Annotated in this window: 25 protein-coding genes; 7 read left to right on the top strand and 18 right to left on the bottom strand. The window is 40.5% G+C overall.

From position 1 onward, the window contains the following. Positions 1-30: 30 nt before the first annotated feature. Positions 31-246, bottom strand: a complete 216-nt coding sequence (locus C1S73_RS00600) for a hypothetical protein (protein ID WP_173399961.1) — start codon at positions 244-246, stop codon at positions 31-33. Positions 247-648: 402 nt separating this feature from the next. Between C1S73_RS00600 and C1S73_RS28245 the strand changes: the two genes are divergently transcribed. After that, complete coding sequence (locus tag C1S73_RS28245) at positions 649-915, top strand: hypothetical protein (protein WP_079751540.1); 267 nt, start codon at positions 649-651, stop codon at positions 913-915. A 225-nt stretch (positions 916-1140) separates the two neighbouring features. Here C1S73_RS28245 and C1S73_RS00585 read toward each other — a convergent pair whose 3' ends face one another. From C1S73_RS00585 to C1S73_RS00570, 3 genes are all read right to left on the bottom strand, one after another. Continuing rightward, complete coding sequence (locus C1S73_RS00585; RefSeq protein WP_025523863.1) at positions 1141-1386, bottom strand: DUF2442 domain-containing protein; 246 nt, start codon at positions 1384-1386, stop codon at positions 1141-1143. Next, the gene (locus tag C1S73_RS00580) at positions 1364-1684 is read right to left on the bottom strand and encodes a DUF4160 domain-containing protein (RefSeq protein WP_025523864.1); all 321 of its coding nucleotides are present in this window, start codon (positions 1682-1684) and stop codon (positions 1364-1366) included. The genes C1S73_RS00585 and C1S73_RS00580 overlap by 23 nt, the downstream gene beginning before the upstream one ends. A gap of 246 nt (positions 1685-1930) precedes the next feature. Continuing rightward, complete coding sequence (locus C1S73_RS00570) at positions 1931-2602, bottom strand: hypothetical protein (RefSeq protein WP_038873169.1); 672 nt, start codon at positions 2600-2602, stop codon at positions 1931-1933. Positions 2603-2813: 211 nt separating this feature from the next. Here C1S73_RS00570 and C1S73_RS00565 point away from each other — a divergent pair, with 211 nt between their 5' ends. Next, positions 2814-3062, top strand: a complete 249-nt coding sequence (locus C1S73_RS00565; RefSeq protein ID WP_005377003.1) for a type II toxin-antitoxin system Phd/YefM family antitoxin — start codon at positions 2814-2816, stop codon at positions 3060-3062. Next, positions 3052-3342, top strand: a complete 291-nt coding sequence (locus C1S73_RS00560; RefSeq protein ID WP_005377002.1) for a type II toxin-antitoxin system RelE family toxin — start codon at positions 3052-3054, stop codon at positions 3340-3342. Before C1S73_RS00565 ends, C1S73_RS00560 begins: the two co-directional genes overlap by 11 nt. Positions 3343-3489: 147 nt before the next feature. On the opposite strand, the gene C1S73_RS00550 is transcribed toward C1S73_RS00560, so the two are convergent. Together C1S73_RS00550 and C1S73_RS00535 are read right to left on the bottom strand one after the other, a co-directional pair. Continuing rightward, positions 3490-3900 carry a hypothetical protein gene (locus tag C1S73_RS00550; protein WP_025543567.1) on the bottom strand — a complete coding sequence of 137 codons (411 nt, stop codon included), beginning with the start codon at positions 3898-3900 and terminating at the stop codon, positions 3490-3492. A gap of 688 nt (positions 3901-4588) precedes the next feature. After that, positions 4589-5206 carry a LysE family translocator gene (locus tag C1S73_RS00535; RefSeq protein ID WP_038873993.1) on the bottom strand — a complete coding sequence of 206 codons (618 nt, stop codon included), beginning with the start codon at positions 5204-5206 and terminating at the stop codon, positions 4589-4591. 805 nt (positions 5207-6011) lie between these two features. Between C1S73_RS00535 and C1S73_RS00520 the strand changes: the two genes are divergently transcribed. After that, positions 6012-6296 (top strand): type II toxin-antitoxin system TacA family antitoxin, encoded by a 285-nt coding sequence (locus C1S73_RS00520; RefSeq protein WP_038873907.1) that lies wholly within the window; start codon positions 6012-6014, stop codon positions 6294-6296. Then, positions 6293-6571, top strand: a complete 279-nt coding sequence (locus C1S73_RS00515) for a type II toxin-antitoxin system RelE/ParE family toxin (RefSeq protein WP_005398411.1) — start codon at positions 6293-6295, stop codon at positions 6569-6571. Before C1S73_RS00520 ends, C1S73_RS00515 begins: the two co-directional genes overlap by 4 nt. Positions 6572-6706: 135 nt before the next feature. Here C1S73_RS00515 and C1S73_RS00505 read toward each other — a convergent pair whose 3' ends face one another. The 10 genes from C1S73_RS00505 to C1S73_RS00410 form a co-directional block, all read right to left on the bottom strand. After that, a complete protein-coding gene (locus C1S73_RS00505) occupies positions 6707-7039 on the bottom strand; it encodes a hypothetical protein (RefSeq protein WP_038873913.1) in 333 nt (110 codons plus the stop codon). 154 nt (positions 7040-7193) lie between these two features. Continuing rightward, positions 7194-7520, bottom strand: coding sequence for a YqfO family protein (locus C1S73_RS00500; RefSeq protein ID WP_227740576.1), 327 nt, complete (start codon positions 7518-7520; stop codon positions 7194-7196). Between the two features lie 1648 nt (positions 7521-9168). Next, entirely contained in the window at positions 9169-9582 is a 414-nt protein-coding gene (locus tag C1S73_RS00470; RefSeq protein ID WP_038871220.1) for an RDD family protein, read from the bottom strand. A gap of 712 nt (positions 9583-10294) precedes the next feature. Next, positions 10295-10813 (bottom strand): hypothetical protein, encoded by a 519-nt coding sequence (locus C1S73_RS00455; RefSeq protein ID WP_038871216.1) that lies wholly within the window; start codon positions 10811-10813, stop codon positions 10295-10297. A gap of 395 nt (positions 10814-11208) precedes the next feature. Continuing rightward, positions 11209-11535, bottom strand: a complete 327-nt coding sequence (locus tag C1S73_RS00450; RefSeq protein WP_038871223.1) for a hypothetical protein — start codon at positions 11533-11535, stop codon at positions 11209-11211. A gap of 174 nt (positions 11536-11709) precedes the next feature. Further along, positions 11710-12546: a leucine-rich repeat domain-containing protein gene (locus C1S73_RS00440; protein ID WP_038871214.1), complete on the bottom strand. Its 837-nt coding sequence runs from the start codon at positions 12544-12546 to the stop codon at positions 11710-11712. A gap of 288 nt (positions 12547-12834) precedes the next feature. Beyond that, complete coding sequence (locus C1S73_RS00435) at positions 12835-13743, bottom strand: phosphotransferase enzyme family protein (RefSeq protein ID WP_038871211.1); 909 nt, start codon at positions 13741-13743, stop codon at positions 12835-12837. Positions 13744-13886: 143 nt separating this feature from the next. After that, positions 13887-14267 (bottom strand): DUF4087 domain-containing protein, encoded by a 381-nt coding sequence (locus C1S73_RS00425; protein ID WP_038871210.1) that lies wholly within the window; start codon positions 14265-14267, stop codon positions 13887-13889. Positions 14268-15445: 1178 nt separating this feature from the next. Continuing rightward, positions 15446-16297 carry an IS3 family transposase gene (locus tag C1S73_RS00415; protein WP_102778933.1) on the bottom strand — a complete coding sequence of 284 codons (852 nt, stop codon included), beginning with the start codon at positions 16295-16297 and terminating at the stop codon, positions 15446-15448. Continuing rightward, positions 16294-16602 (bottom strand): transposase, encoded by a 309-nt coding sequence (locus tag C1S73_RS00410; RefSeq protein ID WP_004413754.1) that lies wholly within the window; start codon positions 16600-16602, stop codon positions 16294-16296. Before C1S73_RS00410 ends, C1S73_RS00415 begins: the two co-directional genes overlap by 4 nt. Before the next feature lie 296 nt (positions 16603-16898). Between C1S73_RS00410 and C1S73_RS00405 the strand changes: the two genes are divergently transcribed. Both C1S73_RS00405 and C1S73_RS00395 read left to right on the top strand, forming a co-directional pair. After that, positions 16899-17234, top strand: coding sequence for a hypothetical protein (locus tag C1S73_RS00405; protein ID WP_081634821.1), 336 nt, complete (start codon positions 16899-16901; stop codon positions 17232-17234). 268 nt (positions 17235-17502) lie between these two features. Continuing rightward, positions 17503-18330 carry a hypothetical protein gene (locus tag C1S73_RS00395; protein ID WP_038873890.1) on the top strand — a complete coding sequence of 276 codons (828 nt, stop codon included), beginning with the start codon at positions 17503-17505 and terminating at the stop codon, positions 18328-18330. 146 nt (positions 18331-18476) lie between these two features. On the opposite strand, the gene C1S73_RS00390 is transcribed toward C1S73_RS00395, so the two are convergent. Next, entirely contained in the window at positions 18477-19568 is a 1092-nt protein-coding gene (locus tag C1S73_RS00390; protein WP_038873893.1) for a hypothetical protein, read from the bottom strand. A 139-nt stretch (positions 19569-19707) separates the two neighbouring features. Beyond that, positions 19708-20490 (bottom strand): HK97 family phage prohead protease, encoded by a 783-nt coding sequence (locus tag C1S73_RS00380; protein ID WP_038873895.1) that lies wholly within the window; start codon positions 20488-20490, stop codon positions 19708-19710. Between the last annotated feature and the right edge of the window lie 40 nt (positions 20491-20530).

The following is a 20530-nucleotide window of genomic DNA, read 5'->3' as shown; positions in this document are numbered from 1 at the left end:
GCATTTAAGTCAGGCGTAGTCTCAAAGCGGCTACTCAATGAAACCACTTGGAACAAACAACGCCGCAGAAAACGAACTCACAACACCAAAAAGCGCCTTTGGAAAGCTAATCTCACAATGCGGGCTTTCAACAAAGCCACTGAAACCACGTGGAACTTGCCACACCAAAGAAAGCGTCACTTCAGCGAGTAGATCGGCTTTTATACCAACAAACTCAACGAGCAGAGTTTCAGCAAAAAAGTTCAACTCAGTTAACCCAAAAGTCACCGCACCAAAGAATAAATCAACCGTTGAAACGATGCCAGATTTGGATTTTCACCACGCTAATTAACACTGAAATTGAACGCCGATACGACAATTTAGACTTTGAGCTTTTATCACTAGATCTTGCGATATAGCTGCGTTTTTCCTCTTGCAAACTAACGCCCTGCTAAGGGGTGAGCAACGCAATACAAAAGCCGCCGCAAATCACCTTAATCACTAAATTCAACGCATAGTAAAAATGCCACGCGTTGCGAATCCCTCTTGAGCAGTTTGTTAGTCGCGAGGCACCGAGCGACAATTTTAAGCCAAACTAAACTTTGCGAACAACAAACTTTATGTGCTTTGATGCACTTAAGTCAGGCGTAGTTTCAAAGCGGCTACTCAATGAAACCACTTGGAACAAACAACGCCGCAGAAAACGAACTGACAACACCAAAAAGGCGCTTTGGAAAGCTAATCTCACAGTGCGGACTTTCAACGAAGTCACTGAAACCACGTGGAATTTACAACACCAGAGAAAACGTCATTTCAGCGAGTAAATCGGCTTTTGTAACGACAAACTCACCGAGCGGAGTTGCAACCAAAAACAGACTCTCGATTGCCTTACTCTGTAAGCACCAAAGAACAAAGCAACCGCTAGGACAGGTATAAAACTTTGGACTTAAAACAGTTAGAACTAAGCTCTGATGATCGACGATTAATCGGTGTACCAAGCAAACAACGGCTAAATTTTAAGCTCAGAGACATGATTTTGATTGCTAGCTTTTTCTGGCGACTAACGCCGCATTAAGGTGTGAGCGCCGCTTGGCTATACTTGAGCGAAGCGAAACTGCCAAGCGTTGCGAATCACTCTTAAACAGTTTGTTAGAAGCACTATTACAATTTGTTTTGGTATAGATCACCGATAGGAAAAATCATTGTGTAATCATCCCAGTTTAGATTCCCATCAAGTAGGTCAAACTTCAAAAAGTGAGAAACGTCTTTATACACATCATAGTCTGGGTGACCATTACCAAAAATAAATGGTGCGAAGTCCACGATTGAAATATGACTATCACTAAACTCGATTTCTAATATGTGACCAGTAAGATGCGTTGCTCTAACCACCGATAACTCTGACATTTTTAACCTTCTTCGTAATTATCATTGGACTTACATGTTTCTTCTTTACAAAGTAGTCTACCCACTTATCCACTATATCTTCCGCATAACAATGAACAAAGTCTTGAAACTCTCGCTTCTTCTTAGACTCTAACCCAGTCCCCTTATCTTTGACTACAACTCTTGTTATACGTCCATTCTTTAGGTGAATTTCCGCCTTAGATTCTTTACCTTGAAACTTACCATGTATGTGAATCGGCTCATGCTCATTGCTGTAAAAAAATAGAACTATCCCTAAGTACTCATAAATTTTTGGCATATACACCTCCTTAAGATAGATGTACATCATTGTGCATATATACCAATTAAGAGTTTGATTAAAGAATGAACGTTTGAATTCTTAGAGCTGTTCTAGTGCTTATAACGCCCTGTTAAGGTGTGAGCAACGCAATACCGATGCTGCAGCATACCACCTTAAACACCAAACCCGACGCATAGTCAAAATGCCACACGTTGCGAATCACTCTTAAACAGATTGTTAGAATTACGTCTCGGTGCGAGTCTATTAATTTCGAACACCATCACCAAATTCAGTAAAGTCACTGATTTGACTTAACTTAAACCTGTGTTCAAGGACAAAGGTTGACCACTCCTCTTTAAATATTGGGCCATAATCGTCAAGCTCATTAACATTTTCTTTAGTGAGCATCTTTTTTGTGAGGTAGTTAATGCTAGTAACTTCCTCAACTCTCGGACCTCGATTAGCGCTTTCGTCATAACCGATTAACTCAAGATCCGAATCTTGGTAACGGAAGTTGTACCTCCAATACCCATATCGACCATGTGCGAAATGAATATATAAGTTTCCTTTTTTTATACTTATTTCGATATATGGAACCATATATACACCTCCATCTTCATCATCAGAAAAGAAGCAATTGTCATTTTCAACAACAACGTCGTACTTGTTGTTATTTCTTAAAGCAACAATAATTCCTCTTCGGTTGAGATCTAACTGACCACGGAGCTCATCAGTGACAATTTTGTTTTGATCTGTACCTTGTATCATCAAAACAATATCGTCTTGACTATCTCCATTTAGGTCACCATGAATAGCCTCAATTATGGTATGACCATTAGGAACGATTTCCGGATAGGAGCTATCAAGGTCGATTTTTTCTTGTGCTAAAACGTTTGCTCCAAATAGCAAAACTGATAATAAAAGGAACTCTTTCATTTCTAACTCTATGATTTTTTTGAGTAGTAAGTTCTAACGCCTTGCTAAGGTGTGAGCAACGCAATACCTTAGCCTCCGCATAATACCTTAAACACATAAACCGACGCATAGTAAAAATGCCACGCGTTGCGAATCACTCTTAAGCAACTTGTTATACCGCTTGCTTGAGGCTAAAATGACCAACATAAAGACCACTTAAGAGACCGATTATATGACCACTAGAATTTTAGCCGATGTTGCTGCAAGCATTACTGAGTTGAAAGCTAATCCTATGAAAGTTGCAACTAGTGCTTACGGCGAACCTGTTGCTGTATTAAACCGAAATGAGCCCGCATTTTATTGCGTACCTGCCGAAGCGTACGAAATGATGATGGACAGACTCGAAGATCTTGAACTACTAGCTATCGCTAAAGAGCGTGAATCTGAAGAGAGCATTTCGGTAAATATTGATGACCTATAAACTCGACTTTAAAAAGAGTGCACTCAAAGAGTGGAAAAAGCTTGGCTCTACTCTGCAACAACAATTTAAGAAAAAGCTAATCGAGCGCTTAGATAACCCACATGTTCCAGCTTCAAAACTTTCTGGAGCTGACAACATGTATAAAATTAAGTTGCGTCAGTCGGGCTACCGTCTCGTCTACAAAGTTGAAGACGATGTCATCATTGTAACCGTCTTAGCAGTCGGAAAACGCGAACGTAGCGATGTTTACCGTAAAGCCATGAAAAGGTTAGATGATTGATTGCGGTATAACGCCCTGCTAAGGGGTGAGCAACGCAATACCGATGCCGTCGCATACCACCTTAATCACTTAAACCAACGCATAGTAAAAATGCCACGCGTTGCGAATCCCTCTTGAGCAGTTTGTTAGGCATCTTGTCACCACAAACTACTTACCCGTTTTGCACCTAATTAACTTCCAAAATGAAAGCATGAAAATAGCCAACGAGAAAACAATATGAAGCGTTGGTATGCTTCTAGACCAGACATCAGACTCTGCCAAATGAGAATCAAACTCTTTGCCACACAAATGATGACCTTCAATGGTTGTTTCAATTACAAAAGGTGCCCAGAAATAAGTTACCGACATAGCAACTAACAAAGCAATTAAGGGCGTAATCCATATAAATTGTAAACCTCTATTTTCACGAAGAAGCCTGACCATGATGAGAATGAACAGCACTGAGCCATACATTATCGAAGCATAAAAACGTCCATCATCTCCCTGTGTGCAAGTACCCGAAACTGCACCAAGTGAAACCCAAAAACCATACAATAGTATCAATATCGAGCTGTACATTTGTAACCTTTGATGCCTAACGCCTTGCTAAGGTGTGAGTAACGCAATACAAAAGCTACCGCACAGCGCCTTAATCACCATAAGCCACCGCAAAGTAAAAATGCCACGCGTTACGAATCACTCTTAAGCAATTTGTTAGTACATGCGCTACTTCTATTTATGCGCTCCAAGATATTGAAAAATGGCATAATATGAAAGGCTTTGAACACTGAAGTGAGACGGGCAGCTACAAAACTTTACACCGATTAAGAGAGGAAAGTTGGCTAGAAGAAAAACGCACTGAACTGTCCTACTTTCACTAGCTTCAAATTAGAAAAGGATTCTTTCCTCGTACTTCAACAGCCACACCAAAAGTAACCAAGGTTCTCTCAAAAGCCACCACGAAAATGAAGAAGCGCCAAAGGAATAGGCTAAGAGTTAGAAGCCGTAAACGGTGAAATAAAAGCGAACACTCCGCATATAGTGCCACCGGAAAGAACGTGAAAGGCACTAACTGAAAGGTGTAAATACGAGCGCCAAAATAGATAAACACCAAAACTTATGACCTTTGATGTCAAACCCGTACTAACGCCTTGTTAAGGTGTGAGGCACGCAATACCGAAGCCTCCGCATACCACCTTAAACACTAAAACCAACGCATAGTAAAAATGCCACGCGTGCCGAATCACTCTTGAACAATTTGTTAGTTTTATTGCTGGCGACTCAGTAACAAGCTTGCTCCAGACATAGCCAAAAAAGTTGCACAACCCCTATTGAAGCGCTTTGCCATTTTCGGCTTCGTAAACCACTGCCTTAAGTACATTCCAAATATCGCATAAATCGATATTGCACCCATTTCTAAAACTAGGAACGTAGCCCCTAGAGCGAAGAACTGTTCATTTACATTCGCTGAAACATCGACGAACTGTGGTAGAAAGGCGGTAAAAATTAAGATCGCCTTTGGATTACCAGCGGCTAGCAAAAATTCTTGTTTAGCTAAACCTAATCGGTTGCGAGTGTTTTCTAGTTCAGAAACAGGACTTGCTTCAGAACGCCAAAGATTAAAGGCAATCCACAACAAGTAAGCCGCGCCCACAATTTTAATCGTTAGAAATAGAGTCTCAGAAGCATAGAGCACGACTGCTAAGCCAGAAGCAGCCAAGGCAATCATTACAGCGAATGCAGCAATACGACCAAGCCCAGCAATAAAAGCGGACTTGAAACCGTAACAACGAGCATTATTCATGGACAATAGATTGTTTGGACCAGGAGTCATATTGAGCGCAAAACACGCAGGTATAAAGAACAATAACTTCCAGATTTCCACAATATTTCCTCCATAAAACTAACGCCCTGCTAAGGGGTGAGCAACGCAATACCGAAGCCGCCGCATACCACCTTAATCACTAAAATCAACGCATAGTAAAAATGCCACGCGTTGCGAATCCCTCTTGAGCAGTTTGTTAGTTTGCAAACCCAAAGCGTTGATTTTACGTTATTTTAAACTTTGCAAACAATAGCTTTAAGTGTTTTGATGCACTTAAGCTAGGCGTAGTCTCAAAGCGACTACTCAATGAAACCACTTGGAACAAACAACGCCGCAGAAAACGAACTAACAACACCAAAAAGCGTTTTTGGAAAACCAATCTCACAATGCGGACTTTCAACAAAGCCACTGAAACCACGTGAACTTACCACACCAGAGAAAACGCTATTTCAGCGAGTAAATCTGCTTTAGTACCAACAAACTTAACGAGCAGGGTTTCAGCAAAAAAGCTCAACTCAGTTAACCCCAAAATCACCGTACTAAAGAACAAATCAACCGTGAAACGATGTCACTTTTGGATTTTCACCACGTGAGTTAACACTGAAATTGAACGCCGATACGACGATTTCGACTTTGAACTTTTACCACTAGATCTTGCGATATTGCTGCGTTTTTCCTCTTGCAAACTAACGCCCAATTAAGGTGTGAGGCACGCAATACGATGCTTCCGCATACCACCTTAATCACTAAAACCAACGCATAGTAAAAATGCCACGCGTGCCGAATCACTCTTAAATTGTTTGTTAGTTGCCCATCTCAAAGCCTAGTGCTAACATTTGTACACACACCAAAAAAGGAATAAATCATGGACACTAGAATTCAATTTCGTGTTGATGAAGAAACAAAACGCCTAGCTCAACAAATGGCTGAGAGCCAAGGTCGCACTCTGAGTGACGCATGTCGTGAACTTACTGAGCAACTCGCTGAACAACAAAGAAAAACATTATCTCACGATGCATGGCTAACTGAACAAGTAAACCTAGCATTTGAGAAGTTTGACTCAGGAAAATCCGTTTTCGTTGAGCACCAAACGGCTAAGTCTCGAATGGAAGAGCGCAAAGCCAAAATCCGTAATCGAGGTAAGCAATGATTTTATGGGAAGAAGAGTCACTTAATGATCGTGAAAAGATCTTTGAGTTTCTCTATGACTTCAACCCTGATGCTGCAGAAAAAACTGACAACCTCATTGAAGCAAAAGTAGAAAACTTGCTTGAACAACCTTTAATGGGTGTGCAACGAGATGGCATCCGAGGACGATTACTCATCATTCCTGAAATTTCGATGATTGTCTCTTACTGGGTTGAGGGCGATATCATCCGAGTTATGCGTGTACTACACCAGAAACAAAAATTCCCTACGGATTGATTGCTTCCTCTGGGGAACTAACGCCCTGTTAAGGGGTGAGCAACGCAATGCCGAAGCCGCCGCATACCACCTTAAACACTAAAAACAACGCATAGTAAAAATGCCACGCGTTGCGAATCCCTCTTGAACAGTTTGTTAGGTGTATGCCTCCGAGACTTCTGAAACTGAAAAGCTCATAGCCAAAAAGGAAATTCCTGAGCCAGACTCATAGTTATGAACCTCTATTTGAGCATGAGCCCATTGACGGCCACTGATATCTATAATCGCTGTACCACCAAGATATCCACTGAAGCCTTTTTCAATTTCTAGGTTAGACACACCTTCAAACTTGAAGCTTTTGAACATGCCATTCCTGTCGTGAGACACCATTTCAATTGAGCTCAACGTAGAGTCCCAAGGGTCGACATTATACTTAAACTCAACCAAATCATTATTTGCAAAGTCTGCAAAAATCACTTTTTCTGACAATTTGACCTCCTGACACCTAACGCCCAATTAAGTAGTGAACAACGCAATACCAAAGCCGCCGCATACCACCTTAATCACTTAAACCAACGCATAGTGAAAATGCCACGCGTTGCGAATCCCTCTTGAACAGTTTGTTATGTTTGTGCTGACGTAGCTAGACAAACTTATGGTTGTATAGAGGTAAAATGTTGATCACTGGTTCTTCGTAAGGGTGAATTGTTCGAATAGCATCAAGTGCAGCTTGAACTAAAGGCTCTTGGCATCTAACGTCAATTCTGACCTCTTCACCAAAGTTAATTTCACCCTTCTTGCCAGTAACAGGTTCCGAGCCTTCAGTTGGTCTCCAAAACCCTGAAATTCTTACGATAGAAATAACGCTGTCATAGTCACCCACAACACCAGCGCCAACTGAGTTAAGTGCATCACGGATAGATACAACTTCTGTTTCAGGTGCATAGATTTCTAGCTTGAATTCCATCATTTTCTCCCAAAAAACATAACGCCTTGCTAAGGTGTGAGTAACGCAATACAAAAGCTACCGCACAGCGCCTTAATCACATAAGCCACCGCAAAATAAAAATGCCACGCGTTACGAATCACTCTTAAGCAATTTGTTAGTACATGCGCTACTTCTATTTATGGACTCCAAGATATTGAAAAGTAGCATGATATGAAAGGCTTTGAACACTGAAGTGAGACGGGCAGCTACAAAACTTTACCGTCATTGAGAGACGAAAGTTGGCTAGAAGAAAAGCGCACTGAACTCCCCCCACTTTTACTGGCTTCAAATTAGAAAAGGATTCGATCCTCGCACTTCGACGGCAACGCCAAAGAAAGGCAATTCTGACTTAGTAAAAACCACGAAAAAGAAGAAGCGCCAAACAAATAGGCTAAGAGTTAGAAACCGTAAACGGTGAAACCAAAGCATACACTCCGCATATAGTGCCACCGGAAAGAACGTGAAAGGTACAAACTGAAAGGTGTAAAGACGAACGCCAAAACAGATAAACACCAAAACTGATGACCTTTGATGCTAAACCCGTACTAACGCTCTGTTAAGGGGTGAGCAACGCAATACCGAAGTCGCCGCATACCACCTTAAACACCAAAACCGACGCATAGTAAAAATGCCACGCGTTGCGAATCCCTCTTGAACAGTTTGTTAACTGAGCGCCTTTCAGTTTTCGCCGATCTTACAGCCACTTTAGCCAAGGCTGGTTTTCCTAATTAATGATTAGTAAAGCTAACTCAAATATGTATTTAACTAAAACATTACCGTTTATCTTTAGTTTGAAATGCGTCTCACAACACCATACTTCGGCGATGCAAGTGCGCCGAACTAATCGCGAATGCCTTATATTATTAGAAGGCTTTGTGCCGCCTTTCACATCATTAAACTTAAATACCAAATTGAAATTAATCGCATTAGCTAAATTAAGGAAACTGACCGAACACGCTAAACCTCTGAACCTAGAAACGGTATCAATGTGCTTTCATATTTTCTGCGCCAGTTAACGCCTTGTTAAGGTGTGAGGCACGCAATGCCGATGCCTCCGCATACCACCTTAACCACCAAACCTAACGCATAGTAAAAATGCCACGCGTGCCGAATCACTCTTGAACAATTTGTTATAGCTCAGCTCACATAGTGCTCCCGTAACATCGCTTTCAAATCTATATATAACTTCTCATACTTTCGTTTAGTTTCTTGAGTCCAGTTACTGCGCAAAGCCAACATAGCTTGAATTGCTTCTCTACTTGGGTCTTTTACTGATGTCGGTTCCGACTCTAATTGTACGAGTATCAACTCCAATTCCTTAAACTGAAGTCCCTGATCAAAACTAGTGGTGTAAGGGCGAGCCCATCCTAAACGTTGATAACAATTCATACGTAATCCTCCGCGAGACATGTCGTATATTTCAATGATTAACAACCACATGCTAGCAGAAAAATTTTGCTTTGGGCGCACCTATAATACTGATACACAAGTAGATTTTTCGATGAGCTATAACGCCCTGTTAAGGGGTGAGCAACGCAATACCAAAGCCGCTGCATACCACCTTAAACACTAAAACCAACGCATAGTGAAAATGCCACGCGTTGCGAATCCCTCTTGAACAGTTTGTTAGCTAATTTACTACAACGATTGTTTTCGCCAGTTTGTCACCTAATCTCTGTCTTCTTCTACCTAGAATAAAGATCGCGTCAATCACGCCGATTATTGGTGTCAAAACATTGCGGAAAAATGACTGAGGAAAACTACAACTTTTTCCTGTAACTGAATCTATAACTGAGATACCTAGTAGCCTCTTACCAAGGCTTTGACCCTTTGCGAAACCATCAGAAAGTAGGAAATAAAAAGCAGCGGCAGAAAAGGCGATTAAGCCAGATGAGTCTTGGGATAAACCAATTAATGTACCGAGCCAAAGAAAGAAAATGAATATTGCGGCACTTATTGCACCATCAATGATTTGTCCTAAATAACGAAGACCCGGGCTTGCAAGCCTATGCGATTCGATAATCGAATCTCTATCTGTTTCCACTTACTTTTCCTCCATGTGAGTTGGATGTCGATTAAATTTGCTAACGCCTTGCTAAGGTGTGAGTAACGCAATACAAAAGCTACCGCACAGCGCCTTAATCACCATTAGCCACCGCAAAGTAAAAATGCCACGCGTTACGAATCACTCTTAAGCAATTTGTTAGTACATGCGCTACTTCTATTTATGCACTCCAAGATATTGAAAAGTCGCATGATATGAAAGGCTTTGGACACTGAAGTGAGACGGGCAGCTACAAAACTTTACCCCGATTAAAAGACGAAAGTTGGCTAGAAGAAAAACGTACTGAACCGCCCTACTTTCACTTGCTTCAAATTAGAAAAGGATTCTTTCCTCGTACTTCAACAGCAATACCAAAGAAAGACAATTTTGATTTAGTAAAAACCACGAAAAAGAAGAAGCTATAAAGAAATTGGCTAAAAGTTAGAAACCGTAAACGCTGAAATCAAAGCGAACACTCCGCATATAGTGCCACCGGAAAGAACGTGAAAGGTACAAACTGAAAGGTGTAAAGGCGAGCGCCAAAACAGATAAACACCAAAACTTATGACCTTTGATGTCAAACCCGTACTAACGCCCTGTTAAGGTGTGAGCAACGCAATACCAATGCTTCCGCATACCACCTTAAACACCAAACGCAACGCACAGTAAAAATGCCACGCGTTGCGAATCGCTCTTAAACAGTTTGTTAGGCTTAAAATCTTGGTTGTGAATATAGAGTCATATTGCTTTGATGTTCTTGCTCCGACAACAACTCTAAATTGAGTAATTTGGCAGATATTGACAACGGACTTCTTTCAAGTTGGAGCGCTATCTCTTTTATATCTAATCTCTGGCTATGGAGCCTTAACAATATAGCCAAGTCTCGATCATACCAACTGAGCCCTGCATTTCTTGGTCGACCTGCACGTTCATTCTCTGAACGTTTATGGGCATCTTGCTTTTGTCTATAAACAACTTTCTCAGAAGCTACAGTACCTTTAACTACAAAACCCTCTCCTTGTGGGTTTCGAACTAAAGTTGTTCCAGGGTGAGCTAGAGCATAAGCTTTAGCGTCCGCCAAAGAAGAGAAGTAGTTTGAAGCACCACTAAATTCCTCTTTTAACTCCTCTTCAGTCTCTTCAAAAGAATCTCCCCAACCCGGCTTATCCCAAGCGAAATCTCCATTTTCATCAGGAAAATATAGTTCGGGAAACTCGTCGCACATTGGCATTACTCAATCTCCCTTAGTTAGACGTATTTTCGTCGGGTGAACAACAATAAGAAATAATCCCAGACACAACTAAAATAGGTCCCGCAACATATGTCACATAAACTCCAACGTAAGAGACTGTGCACCAAATCAAAATATAAACTGCTAATGTAATAATGAAAACGGCAAGCGATTTCTCATACAACCATTGTTTCATCAAGAACCACAACTCTGGAAAATAAAAAGTAGCGAGATTATAAAACAAATATAAAACATGACATACTGTTATTTTAAGCCTAACGCCGCGTTAAGTAGTGAGCAACGCCGCCACTGAACTTAACCATACCACCGTAAACACAAAACCCAACGATAGAATGAAAAATGCCAAGCGTTGGGAATCTGTCTTAAACGCTTTGTTATGCTCGTCTTCCAACTAGCTCCGAAATGTCTTGTTTGATTTCATCCGAAAGGCGTTCAAATTGTTCTTGTGTTACCAAGTTTTCTTCATACATAAGCATCAGTTGCATAAATGCCTTACTTCTAGAGTGACCATCAAAGATAAGCTTCATTTTCTTTTCAGATGCTTTGGAATACTGGCACATGAAATGAAATCTTTCCCCTGCTAACTCTGACTCGTCAGTAATAGTATCAATAACTTCCGTCAGTTGCCTTGTGCAATACAACTGAATAGCTTCCTTTTTGATTTCGCAAAAGACTTTCCAATCAGACTCTTTGATATTCATTTCAGCCTCCATAAAGTTCCATTTTCAGCATAGAGCATAACGCCCTGCTAAGGGGTGAGCAACGCAATACCAAAGCTTCCGCATACTACCTTAAACACTAAACGCAACGCATTGCAAAAATGCCACGCGTTGCGAATCACTCTTAAATGCTTTGTTATGTTTTACAGCACAAAGTTACTCTTGTACCAAAACACCTTCATCCACCTCATAATCGCTTAATGAGGAATTAGAGGTAATATCAAGGTCTTCCAACGGATTTTCGGTTGCCCACAGAGCCCTTAGTTTAGGGTTGTGGCTAACGTCCAACTTAGTGAGTTTGTTATCCGTTACATACAACTTTGTTAGTTTGACGTTTTTACTTACGTCTAACGACGATAACAGGTTAAACATCAAACTTAGTTTATTAAGTTGTTCATTGTTGCTAATGTTGACTTTAGATAACTGATTATTATCCAAACCAATCTGGACCAGATTAGGATTGTGGCTAAAATCAATATCCTTAAGCTTATTTTCTTTAGCCCACAGATACTTTAGATCAATATTACTTGATAGATTCAGAGCCTCTATTTGGTTGGAAACTACGCTTAAATCAGTAATTTTAGGACTTTTCGTAAGATCTAGCTCAGAAATCTGGTTAAAGCTAACATTTAGCTCAGTCAAATTTGGGTTATTACTTAAATCTAAACTAGTTAGATTCGATTTAGTAATAGAAATTGAAGTTAGCTCAAGATTATTACTTAAGTCAATGTTACTAAGTTGCTTACCAGACAGCCACAACTCCTTTAGAGCAGGGAAATAATGAATCTCATTTGCGCTATCTATATTAAATTGGCGACAAACCAACTTAGTAATTTTAGTGGGGTTGGTTATTTTTTGAGCCAATACACATTTTTGAAAACTATCATCCTCAAATTTAATATCGCTGACATCGAGAACTTCACCGGAAAATGCATTTAGAGACACTAAGAAGCCACACGTAGCCATCACCAACTTTTGTTTATTTCTGCTCATATTATACTCTTGATATAGAAGTTATAAGTTTCAGGTTAGTATGTTATATATGCAGCAGATAGCAATAGAATAAGACATTTAATTCATATGAAGATCACTTTTTCACGCAGTCTTGAATTACTTTTTCCTCTAAACTCGCGAACTAGAGTGTACAACATAACGCCGCATTAAGGTGTGAGCAACGCTACCACGAAACCTAACCATACCACCGTAAACACTAAACCCAACGATATAATGAAAAATGCCAAGCGTTGGGAATCACTCTTAAATGCTTTGTTATAAATATTTTTATGGGCACATTTGTCTGATTGCATCAAACAACTCGAACTTTCGATCAAACCAGTAATCATCAAACTCCCACTCTTCAATTGTTGCCTCACCAATGAAACCAATATGCCAAATGTTATGAGCAATCAACAGCCAAGGAATAGCTCTAATTTCGTCGTCAGAAAACCCTGAAATTGACTGATAACCACTTAGAAATGCAGACCATTGTTGCTTAATATTGCCACAATTACTGAATAAAAGATTCCACAAGAAGACTACAGGGTCATATATACGCCAACTCCTACAGCAGAAGTCAAAATCAAGTATAGTGACTTCCTGAGATGAGAAGATTGCATTCCCCCAGTGAAAGTCTCCATGACACACGATCTCAGGTAAGTTCAACTTGGACAAACTAAGCTCTGCTTGTTTAGCTAAGCTTTCTATGGTCTCAATTTCTTCTTGCTTGTGGCTATAGCCAGTTTTGATATTGAGCAAAGGAAAAGTCAGTAACTCTTTAACTTTTTTATGCGGGAAATCTAACGTGCTTTCTGTTAAATGTAACCGCGCACATTCTCGACCAAATAGGTAACACTGATTAGAGTCGATTATGGAAACTGCGTCGCCATGTACAAAATGGCTTAACACTACATACTTACCACCAAGGTGCTGTACATAGTCACCGTTAGCTCCCATCACAGGTAAAGTTACGGAAACCTCATCAGCTTTCAAGCTAGCATTAAACTCACTTATTGACGTCAAGTGCGATAAGGAACAATCACTAGTTTTATACAGCTTGACGACATATTGATGAGAGCAAACTGTTTTGATTTGATACAACTCATGCATACTCGGAAGAGGAGTAACATCAGCGACATTGATATCGTAAGCTTCGTTAAGCTTTTGTTTTAAGTATCGAATGTTTATTTGCACAGATGCTCCAATATTTATAACGCCTTGTTAAGGGGTGAGCAACGCAATACCGAAGCCGCCGCATACCACCTTAGTCACTAAAACTAACGCATAGTAAAAGTGCCGCGCGTTGCGAATCCCTCTTGAACAATTTGTTAGGCGAATTACTTAAAAGGAAGTGGAATATCTTTCGTTATGGACATGTCCTCTAAACACTGCTTCAAAGGTAACTGCTTGGATTTATAGATTGTTGTAATCGAATTTTTATCTTCGTCTACGTCCACTGTTAAACAAGCACAACTAAAACCATAGTTTCGATTTGTTCTAACAAATTCATTTTCATTTGCAGTAGCTTGATAAAACAGTTCCATCGATTTATCGTCCAAAGCATTTGAAGTACCTTGGACTGATATATCCCACGAGCCATCGCGATCAATCAACCACATATTGGCAGGAGAAGGATTTTCAAGCCATCCACATCGAGTCTCTTCTGCCGTCGCTCCTAATGCAGAAAACATCCCCAAAATAACAATCAAAAATCTCATTACTTACTCCATTCGCCTAACGCCTTGCTAAGGTGTGAGTAACGCAATACAAAAGCTACCGCACGGCGCCTTAATCACCATAAGCTACCGCAGAGTAAAAATGCCACGCGTTACGAATCACTCTTAAGCAATTTGTTAGTACATGCGCTATTTCTATTTATGCGCCCCAAGATATTGAAAAGTGGCATGATATGAAAGGCTTTGAACACTGAAATGAGACGGGCAGCTACAAAACTTTATCGCCATTGAGAGACGAAAGTTGGCTAGAAGAAAAACGCACTGAACTCCCCTACTTTCACTGGCTTCAAATTAGAAAAGGATTCTTTCCTCGTACTTCGACAGCCACACCAAAAGTAATCAAGGTTCTCTCAAAAGCCACCACGAAAATGAAGAAGCGCCAAAGAAATAGACTAAGAGTTAGAAGCCGTAAACGGTGAAATCAAAGCAAATACTCCGCATATAGTGCCACCGGAAAGAACGTGAAAGGTACAAACTGAAAGGTGTAAAGACGAGTGCCAAAACAGATAAACACCAAAACTTATGACCTTTGATGTCAAACCCGTACTAACGCCCAATTAACGTGTGAGCAGCGCATACAACTGAGCCTGAACACTGCGCCGTAAACACTCAACTCAACCCGAAGTGAGAGCGCCGAGCGTTGCGAATCACTGTTGAATTGTTTGTTATGTTTTACCACAAGTTACTGACTTAATTGAGAAAGAACTGCTATTACTAGCTAATTTTCTGAAGCAAACCACAAGGTCAGAGGCAACTTGGCCACCAGAAGCGACCAACCTAAAACGTGTAATTCCACTTCCCTGCACAATGAGGCAACCCGACTAAGCTCCAACAAGTGCCCTTTCTTTCCGACTAAAGCGCAAAACAATGGCTAATTGCCGAGGCAACTGCCAAGCCAAAATGCCAATTGACTAAGAACCTAGAAGCGACTTTGAGCCAGTTACACCAGAAGCCGACCGCCACGACCTGACAATGAAGCAACCCACGAACATTGGCATGTTTTACGGACGGAGGGATTCAAGAACTTAAACCGACAATGCGGATTTGCTGAGTCTACTAGAGACGAATTGCTAAAGGGGCAAAGAACTAGAGCCTAAGACCTTTAAGCCTTTGAATTTAAAGTAAACTGGTGTACCCCACAAAAAGTAGACAGTACATAACTACATACTTTCATACTCAACTGGGCTGACGTGCCCCAACGCTGAGTGTCTTCTTCTGCGATTGTAAAATACCTCGATGTATTCGAAGATGCCCATTCGGGCTTCTTCGAGGGTTTGGTAGTCTTCTGCGTATATCAGTTCGACTTTCAGTCGACTATAGAACGACTCCATCACTGCATTATCCCAACAGTTACCCTGCCGACTCATGCTCGGTATACCTCCATGCTTGCGCATGAAGTCCTGATATTTATATGCTCTGTATTGTACACCACGGTCCGAGTGGATAATGACGCCCTTAGGCGGCTTACGTGACTCAAACGCCATTTTTAGGGCATTGGTGATGAGCTCGACGGTCATCGTTGTCCCTAACGACCAACCCACAATACGCCTTGAATGCAAGTCCATCACTGTCGCCAAGAAGAGCCAACGGCTCTTCACCCAGATATACGTGATGTCCGTAACCCACTTCTGATTTGGTGTCTCAGATTCAAAGTCTCTACGCAGTAAATTGTCAGCAACATTCGTCATCGCAGCCACATCCTTGCTGTATTTAAACCCTTTACCATTCCGTGCCCTGATACCTTTTTCCTTCATGATATCAGCCACATAATTCACGCAGCAGGCATGGCCTGCTTCGTTTAGTTCTTCTGCTATTCGCACTGAACCATAGCGTGCCCGATATTGGGCAAAGGTACACATGACCAGCAGTTCAAAGCGCTCTCGCCGCTTTGAACGCTCACTCGGCGTATGATGGCACCACTTATAATAGCCGCCCCGACTCACTTCTAAGGTGCGGCACATTAAGCTAATGGAATACTCACCGACATAGCTTTCAATGAACTCGTACTTCACTCTTGCTGCTTCGCGAAGTACGCCGAGACCTTTTTTAGGAATTCCATTTCATCTTTGAGTCGCTTGTTCTCGCGCCTTAGCGCTCGAAGCTCTTCGGACTCTTTCTTCGAATAGTCGACACCGTCTAAGGTGTTAAACTGTTTATCAGATAGGCGTGTGAACTGGCGCTTCCAGTTCCGGATCTGCTGGGCACTGATGCCCAGTTCCTTGGCAACGGAGACAGCCGTTCGGCCAGGAAGACTGGCCAAGCGCACTGCTTCTTTGCGGAACTCTTCGGTGTACGCTGGATTACGATGTTTAGCCATAAATCACCTCTCAATTAGACCCTAGATCTAACTTAGTAAAGTGTCTACTAAACGTGGGGTACTCGGCCACATAACGCCGCGTTAAGTGGTGAGCAACGCCAACCACCCTAACTAAACCATTGTGACATAAACACTTAACCCAAAGTAAGCCGAAAACGCCATGCGTTGGGAATCCGTCTTGAACGCTTTGTTAGTTGCCTTTGACTCCCATCGCAGCTCACTGAATTAATCAAACAATACTCTAGATTACAGCTACATTTTATATGCAAACAGAAACCTATCAAAGGAGATGAGAGATGTCTTGCTCTAACACACATAAACATGAGAATCATGCACACAGTTCTAATTGTGGTCATACTGCAATACGTCACGATGGTCACGTCGACTATTTAGTGGATGGCAAACTTCACCATCCACATGGTGACCATTGCGATGAGCATACGATTCAATTTACTGATACCAATCCGAATTTATGTAAACCGGTTCACTCATGTAATGGACACGTTCATGGGCCAGATTGCGGGCATGAAGCCATTATACATGGCGACCATATCGACTATATCGTTGATGGAAGACTTCATCACCAACATAATGATCATTGTGATGACCATGGTCCTATTGAACTAGTCTAGTTTCAGCAAGAACGGATAAGTAGTTGCCAATACAGTGATTCTTAATGTTGGCAACTAACGCCCTGTTAAGGTGTGAGCAACGCAATACCGATGCCGCCGCATACCACCTTAAACACTAAAACCAACGCATAGTAAAAATGCCACGCGTTGCGAATCACTCTTAAACAGTTTGTTATATGCAACTACTCACAAATGCTACATTTTAATCTTTCCACTTTTTCATTCACTGTTAATGTTTAGGACTCTTTAACTAACAATCGTAAGACATATGCCTACAGACTTCGCCGCAAAAAAATGGAAAGAACTTCAGCAAGAAATTCAATACAGTCACGAAACTATATCGCAAAGACTAATCCTAGCTCCTACCCCTGAATCTTTCACGACTTTTCTCAAAGCTCAAGAAGCTAATAGCAATCACTTTGGTTTGAAGTATATTGATAAGAAAATTGGCATATATGGAAAAATGTACACAGGTCAATGTCTCTTCGTCGAGAAAGGACATTTATACATTGATAATATTTGGTATCCATTATCAAAGCAACGCTTTGGTACACGTATAGCTGTAGATGCTATCGACACCTACTCAAGTCACTATGTCGAACAGCTAATCGATCGAAAAGGAATTAACACTTTAACAGAGTTAAAACTTGAAATTGCAGAACAATTCGAGCAGTACAATAGCTCTGGATTTGCTGAGCAATATGGAATGATGGATGTAGATAGTGATTTTCTAGTTATATACCGTGATATGGTTGTTTTTAACTATGGCGAAACTGATGAAAATAATACTGCTAGAGTAATGCGAAAATCTTTCATTACTAAAAACGAATTCAAGGGCAATCAAAAAGAAATTATTGATTTCATTCTGAATAAACTAGGAGTCGAAGCCTGCATTCTCACAACCTATGCAATACCCCGCACTTTTAACGAAGCAAACAACGCTATTGAAGACACCTTAAAAAGGGTTCGTGATTTCAAAACACAGATAGAAACTGTCACCGGAAGCCCGATTAAACACGAAGGCTTTAAAGCAGAGAAGAAACAGATACGGCAGATCGTAAAATATCTTTCTAAATATGATCCGAACATAGCTTAGTGATAAAGCCAATGTTGCATATAACGCCGCATTAAGGTGTGAGCAACGCTACCACGAAACTTAACCTTACCACCGTAAACACAAAACCCAACGATTGAATGCAAAATGCCAAGCGTTGGGAATCACTCTTAAATGCTTTGTTAGTTTTATTTCTTTCGAATAATTCTCTTTAAGTTACTTATTACCCTTGGTATATCAATAGTAACAATCTTTCCCTTATATTCTTTCACTTTGACAACCTCACCAATCACCGCAACTTCTTTCGTTGGATTGGAGTCAGCTGTTTGCTTAGCAGAAAGCAGTCTCTCGTACTGTTCATTCGTTAACGTTAGGCTTTGAATTGTAGCATTTTTTGCTTCTAACACAGATTGCGCCAACATCAACTGTGATTTCAAATGGAAGACATTTGACTCTAATTGCATCAAGGAAATATCTTTATTTTTAATTTGCGAAGTATAATGTTCTAACTCATCGGGGAGTGATAAGTAACATGCTAATGAGTCTGCTATTACCTCTAGCGCCTGTTCTTTATCTTCAGGAATTACTGAAAAAATAGTAGAATTATTAACATGGTTTATTTCGCTACTAGTCGAAATACCTAAATCTAACAAGTATTGACTAAAATACATTAAATATTGCTCGCAAGGAGTTCTTATTTCATCTGGAAAATTCAATTCTAATGTTAATCTGCCAGAAGATTCTGATAACAGCTTTTTAGCTTTAAAGATTAGGTCATTTGCAGCAGAGATTAGATCTGTTCTCTCAGCCTCGATTGTTCTACAATAATCTAAAATTTCACACTCAAAGCCAAACCCATTAGTTATAAATTCTTCGTCATCACGAAAGTAATTTACTATATTGTCATGGTCATAAGAAGATACGGTTTCAAGTGCTTCACTAAACTCTTTTAGACTGTAGATTTCTTTCCACTCTTCAGAGTCAACATATAGCTCAATACGAGATTTGTTACCTCTATACCTTCTTGTAGGCGAAGTTAATTTAAAGTTAGAAGAATAGAAGTTTTCAACATCCACTTCAATTGATAATGAATCAAATTTTTTCAGGATTTCATTGATCGAAATTTTTAATATTTTGTCTCTTAGAGTTTCGTCATGAATATAACAACTGGGAAATGACTCAGACACCTGAGATACATATACATATGACTCCTTCCCCAACACTCCATCTATAGATATTCTTTTTATGTCTTCACTATCAGTATCAATAATCTTAATCAATTCGATTTCTCCTTCGTAAAACTAACGCCCTGTTAAGGTGTGAGCAACGCAATACCGAAGCCGCCGCATACCACCTTAAACACTAAAACCAACGCATAGTAAAAATGCCACGCGTTGCGAATCACTCTTAAACAGTTTGTTATATTTCTTTTATCAACGAAACATTTGCAAGGCTATTGGCTGGGTTTTTAACAACACTAACCTCAGCTAAGTCAAACTGGTGTATTTCACAGATACACTCAGTGTCATTGTATGTTTTCCCCGATATGTGGTTACAATCTACGAAATCTAAATTGCAGATATTACACTTTGATTTTGCAATCATTCCACCAACACTAAACCCTTTCAGCTCACCACTTTGAATCTTTTCCCAGGTATCAATGCAAGTAATCTTCATCGGGTCACACCTTAAACCATAATGATCTTCAAATAGGTTGCACCAACCTACAATCTCATGTGTGTGCTCTAGGTGCACAGCCCAAGGAAGTTCTGAGTGTGGGCTAGTTCGTTGCAAAGCCGTTGACATTTTGTTTTTATCAGCAATCATTCTATTTAAAACATTTTCAACGGTCGACTGGTCAATAGGTGTCCCTGAATAATCAAACACCTCACCATCTTTGTTTTTAATGAACAGCCGTTCATTTAACTGTTTGGGGTTTGAGATCGCATCTTTTATAAAGCCGCCAAGCACGCCAATCGCTAAGCCATGAATAGTCATAAAGAGCACTTCTGCCAAAGAAGGATCAAAGTTCTTTTGGCTTAAAACATACAACTTGGTCTCATGAGCGCTGGATACTTCATAATCAATCCCATTCTCACGTAGAGCCTTTATGAGATGAAGCTCTTCACGCGTAATTACAACTCGATTTGGATACTTCGCTTCATAAGGGTTAAAAGCTTCAATTACCACTTTATTACTCATAACTCTCCTAGAAATTGGTGTACCCCACAAAAAGTAGACA

It is taken from the genome of Vibrio jasicida 090810c, assembly GCF_002887615.1.
Classification (GTDB): domain Bacteria; phylum Pseudomonadota; class Gammaproteobacteria; order Enterobacterales; family Vibrionaceae; genus Vibrio; species Vibrio jasicida.
This window is presented reverse-complemented; position numbering and strand designations above follow the sequence as displayed.

Bases quoted from the DNA above. Each gene is read 5' to 3' on its own strand.
- C1S73_RS00500 (WP_227740576.1), bottom strand. From the start codon at position 7,520: ATGATGGAATTCAAGCTAGAAATCTATGCACCTGAAACAGAAGTTGTA.
- C1S73_RS28245 (WP_079751540.1), top strand. From the start codon at position 649: ATGAAACCACTTGGAACAAACAACGCCGCAGAAAACGAACTGACAACA.
- C1S73_RS00560 (WP_005377002.1), top strand. From the start codon at position 3,052: ATGACCTATAAACTCGACTTTAAAAAGAGTGCACTCAAAGAGTGGAAA.
- C1S73_RS00550 (WP_025543567.1), bottom strand. From the start codon at position 3,900: ATGTACAGCTCGATATTGATACTATTGTATGGTTTTTGGGTTTCACTT.
- C1S73_RS00425 (WP_038871210.1), bottom strand. From the start codon at position 14,267: ATGAGATTTTTGATTGTTATTTTGGGGATGTTTTCTGCATTAGGAGCG.
- C1S73_RS00380 (WP_038873895.1), bottom strand. From the start codon at position 20,490: ATGAGTAATAAAGTGGTAATTGAAGCTTTTAACCCTTATGAAGCGAAG.
- C1S73_RS00455 (WP_038871216.1), bottom strand. From the start codon at position 10,813: ATGCCAATGTGCGACGAGTTTCCCGAACTATATTTTCCTGATGAAAAT.
- C1S73_RS00515 (WP_005398411.1), top strand. From the start codon at position 6,293: ATGATTTTATGGGAAGAAGAGTCACTTAATGATCGTGAAAAGATCTTT.
- C1S73_RS00395 (WP_038873890.1), top strand. From the start codon at position 17,503: ATGCCTACAGACTTCGCCGCAAAAAAATGGAAAGAACTTCAGCAAGAA.
- C1S73_RS00585 (WP_025523863.1), bottom strand. From the start codon at position 1,386: ATGTCAGAGTTATCGGTGGTTAGAGCAACGCATCTTACTGGTCACATA.
- C1S73_RS00450 (WP_038871223.1), bottom strand. From the start codon at position 11,535: ATGAATATCAAAGAGTCTGATTGGAAAGTCTTTTGCGAAATCAAAAAG.
- C1S73_RS00580 (WP_025523864.1), bottom strand. From the start codon at position 1,684: ATGCCAAAAATTTATGAGTACTTAGGGATAGTTCTATTTTTTTACAGC.
- C1S73_RS00520 (WP_038873907.1), top strand. From the start codon at position 6,012: ATGGACACTAGAATTCAATTTCGTGTTGATGAAGAAACAAAACGCCTA.
- C1S73_RS00405 (WP_081634821.1), top strand. From the start codon at position 16,899: ATGTCTTGCTCTAACACACATAAACATGAGAATCATGCACACAGTTCT.
- C1S73_RS00570 (WP_038873169.1), bottom strand. From the start codon at position 2,602: ATGAAAGAGTTCCTTTTATTATCAGTTTTGCTATTTGGAGCAAACGTT.
- C1S73_RS00410 (WP_004413754.1), bottom strand. From the start codon at position 16,602: ATGGCTAAACATCGTAATCCAGCGTACACCGAAGAGTTCCGCAAAGAA.
- C1S73_RS00565 (WP_005377003.1), top strand. From the start codon at position 2,814: ATGACCACTAGAATTTTAGCCGATGTTGCTGCAAGCATTACTGAGTTG.
- C1S73_RS00440 (WP_038871214.1), bottom strand. From the start codon at position 12,546: ATGAGCAGAAATAAACAAAAGTTGGTGATGGCTACGTGTGGCTTCTTA.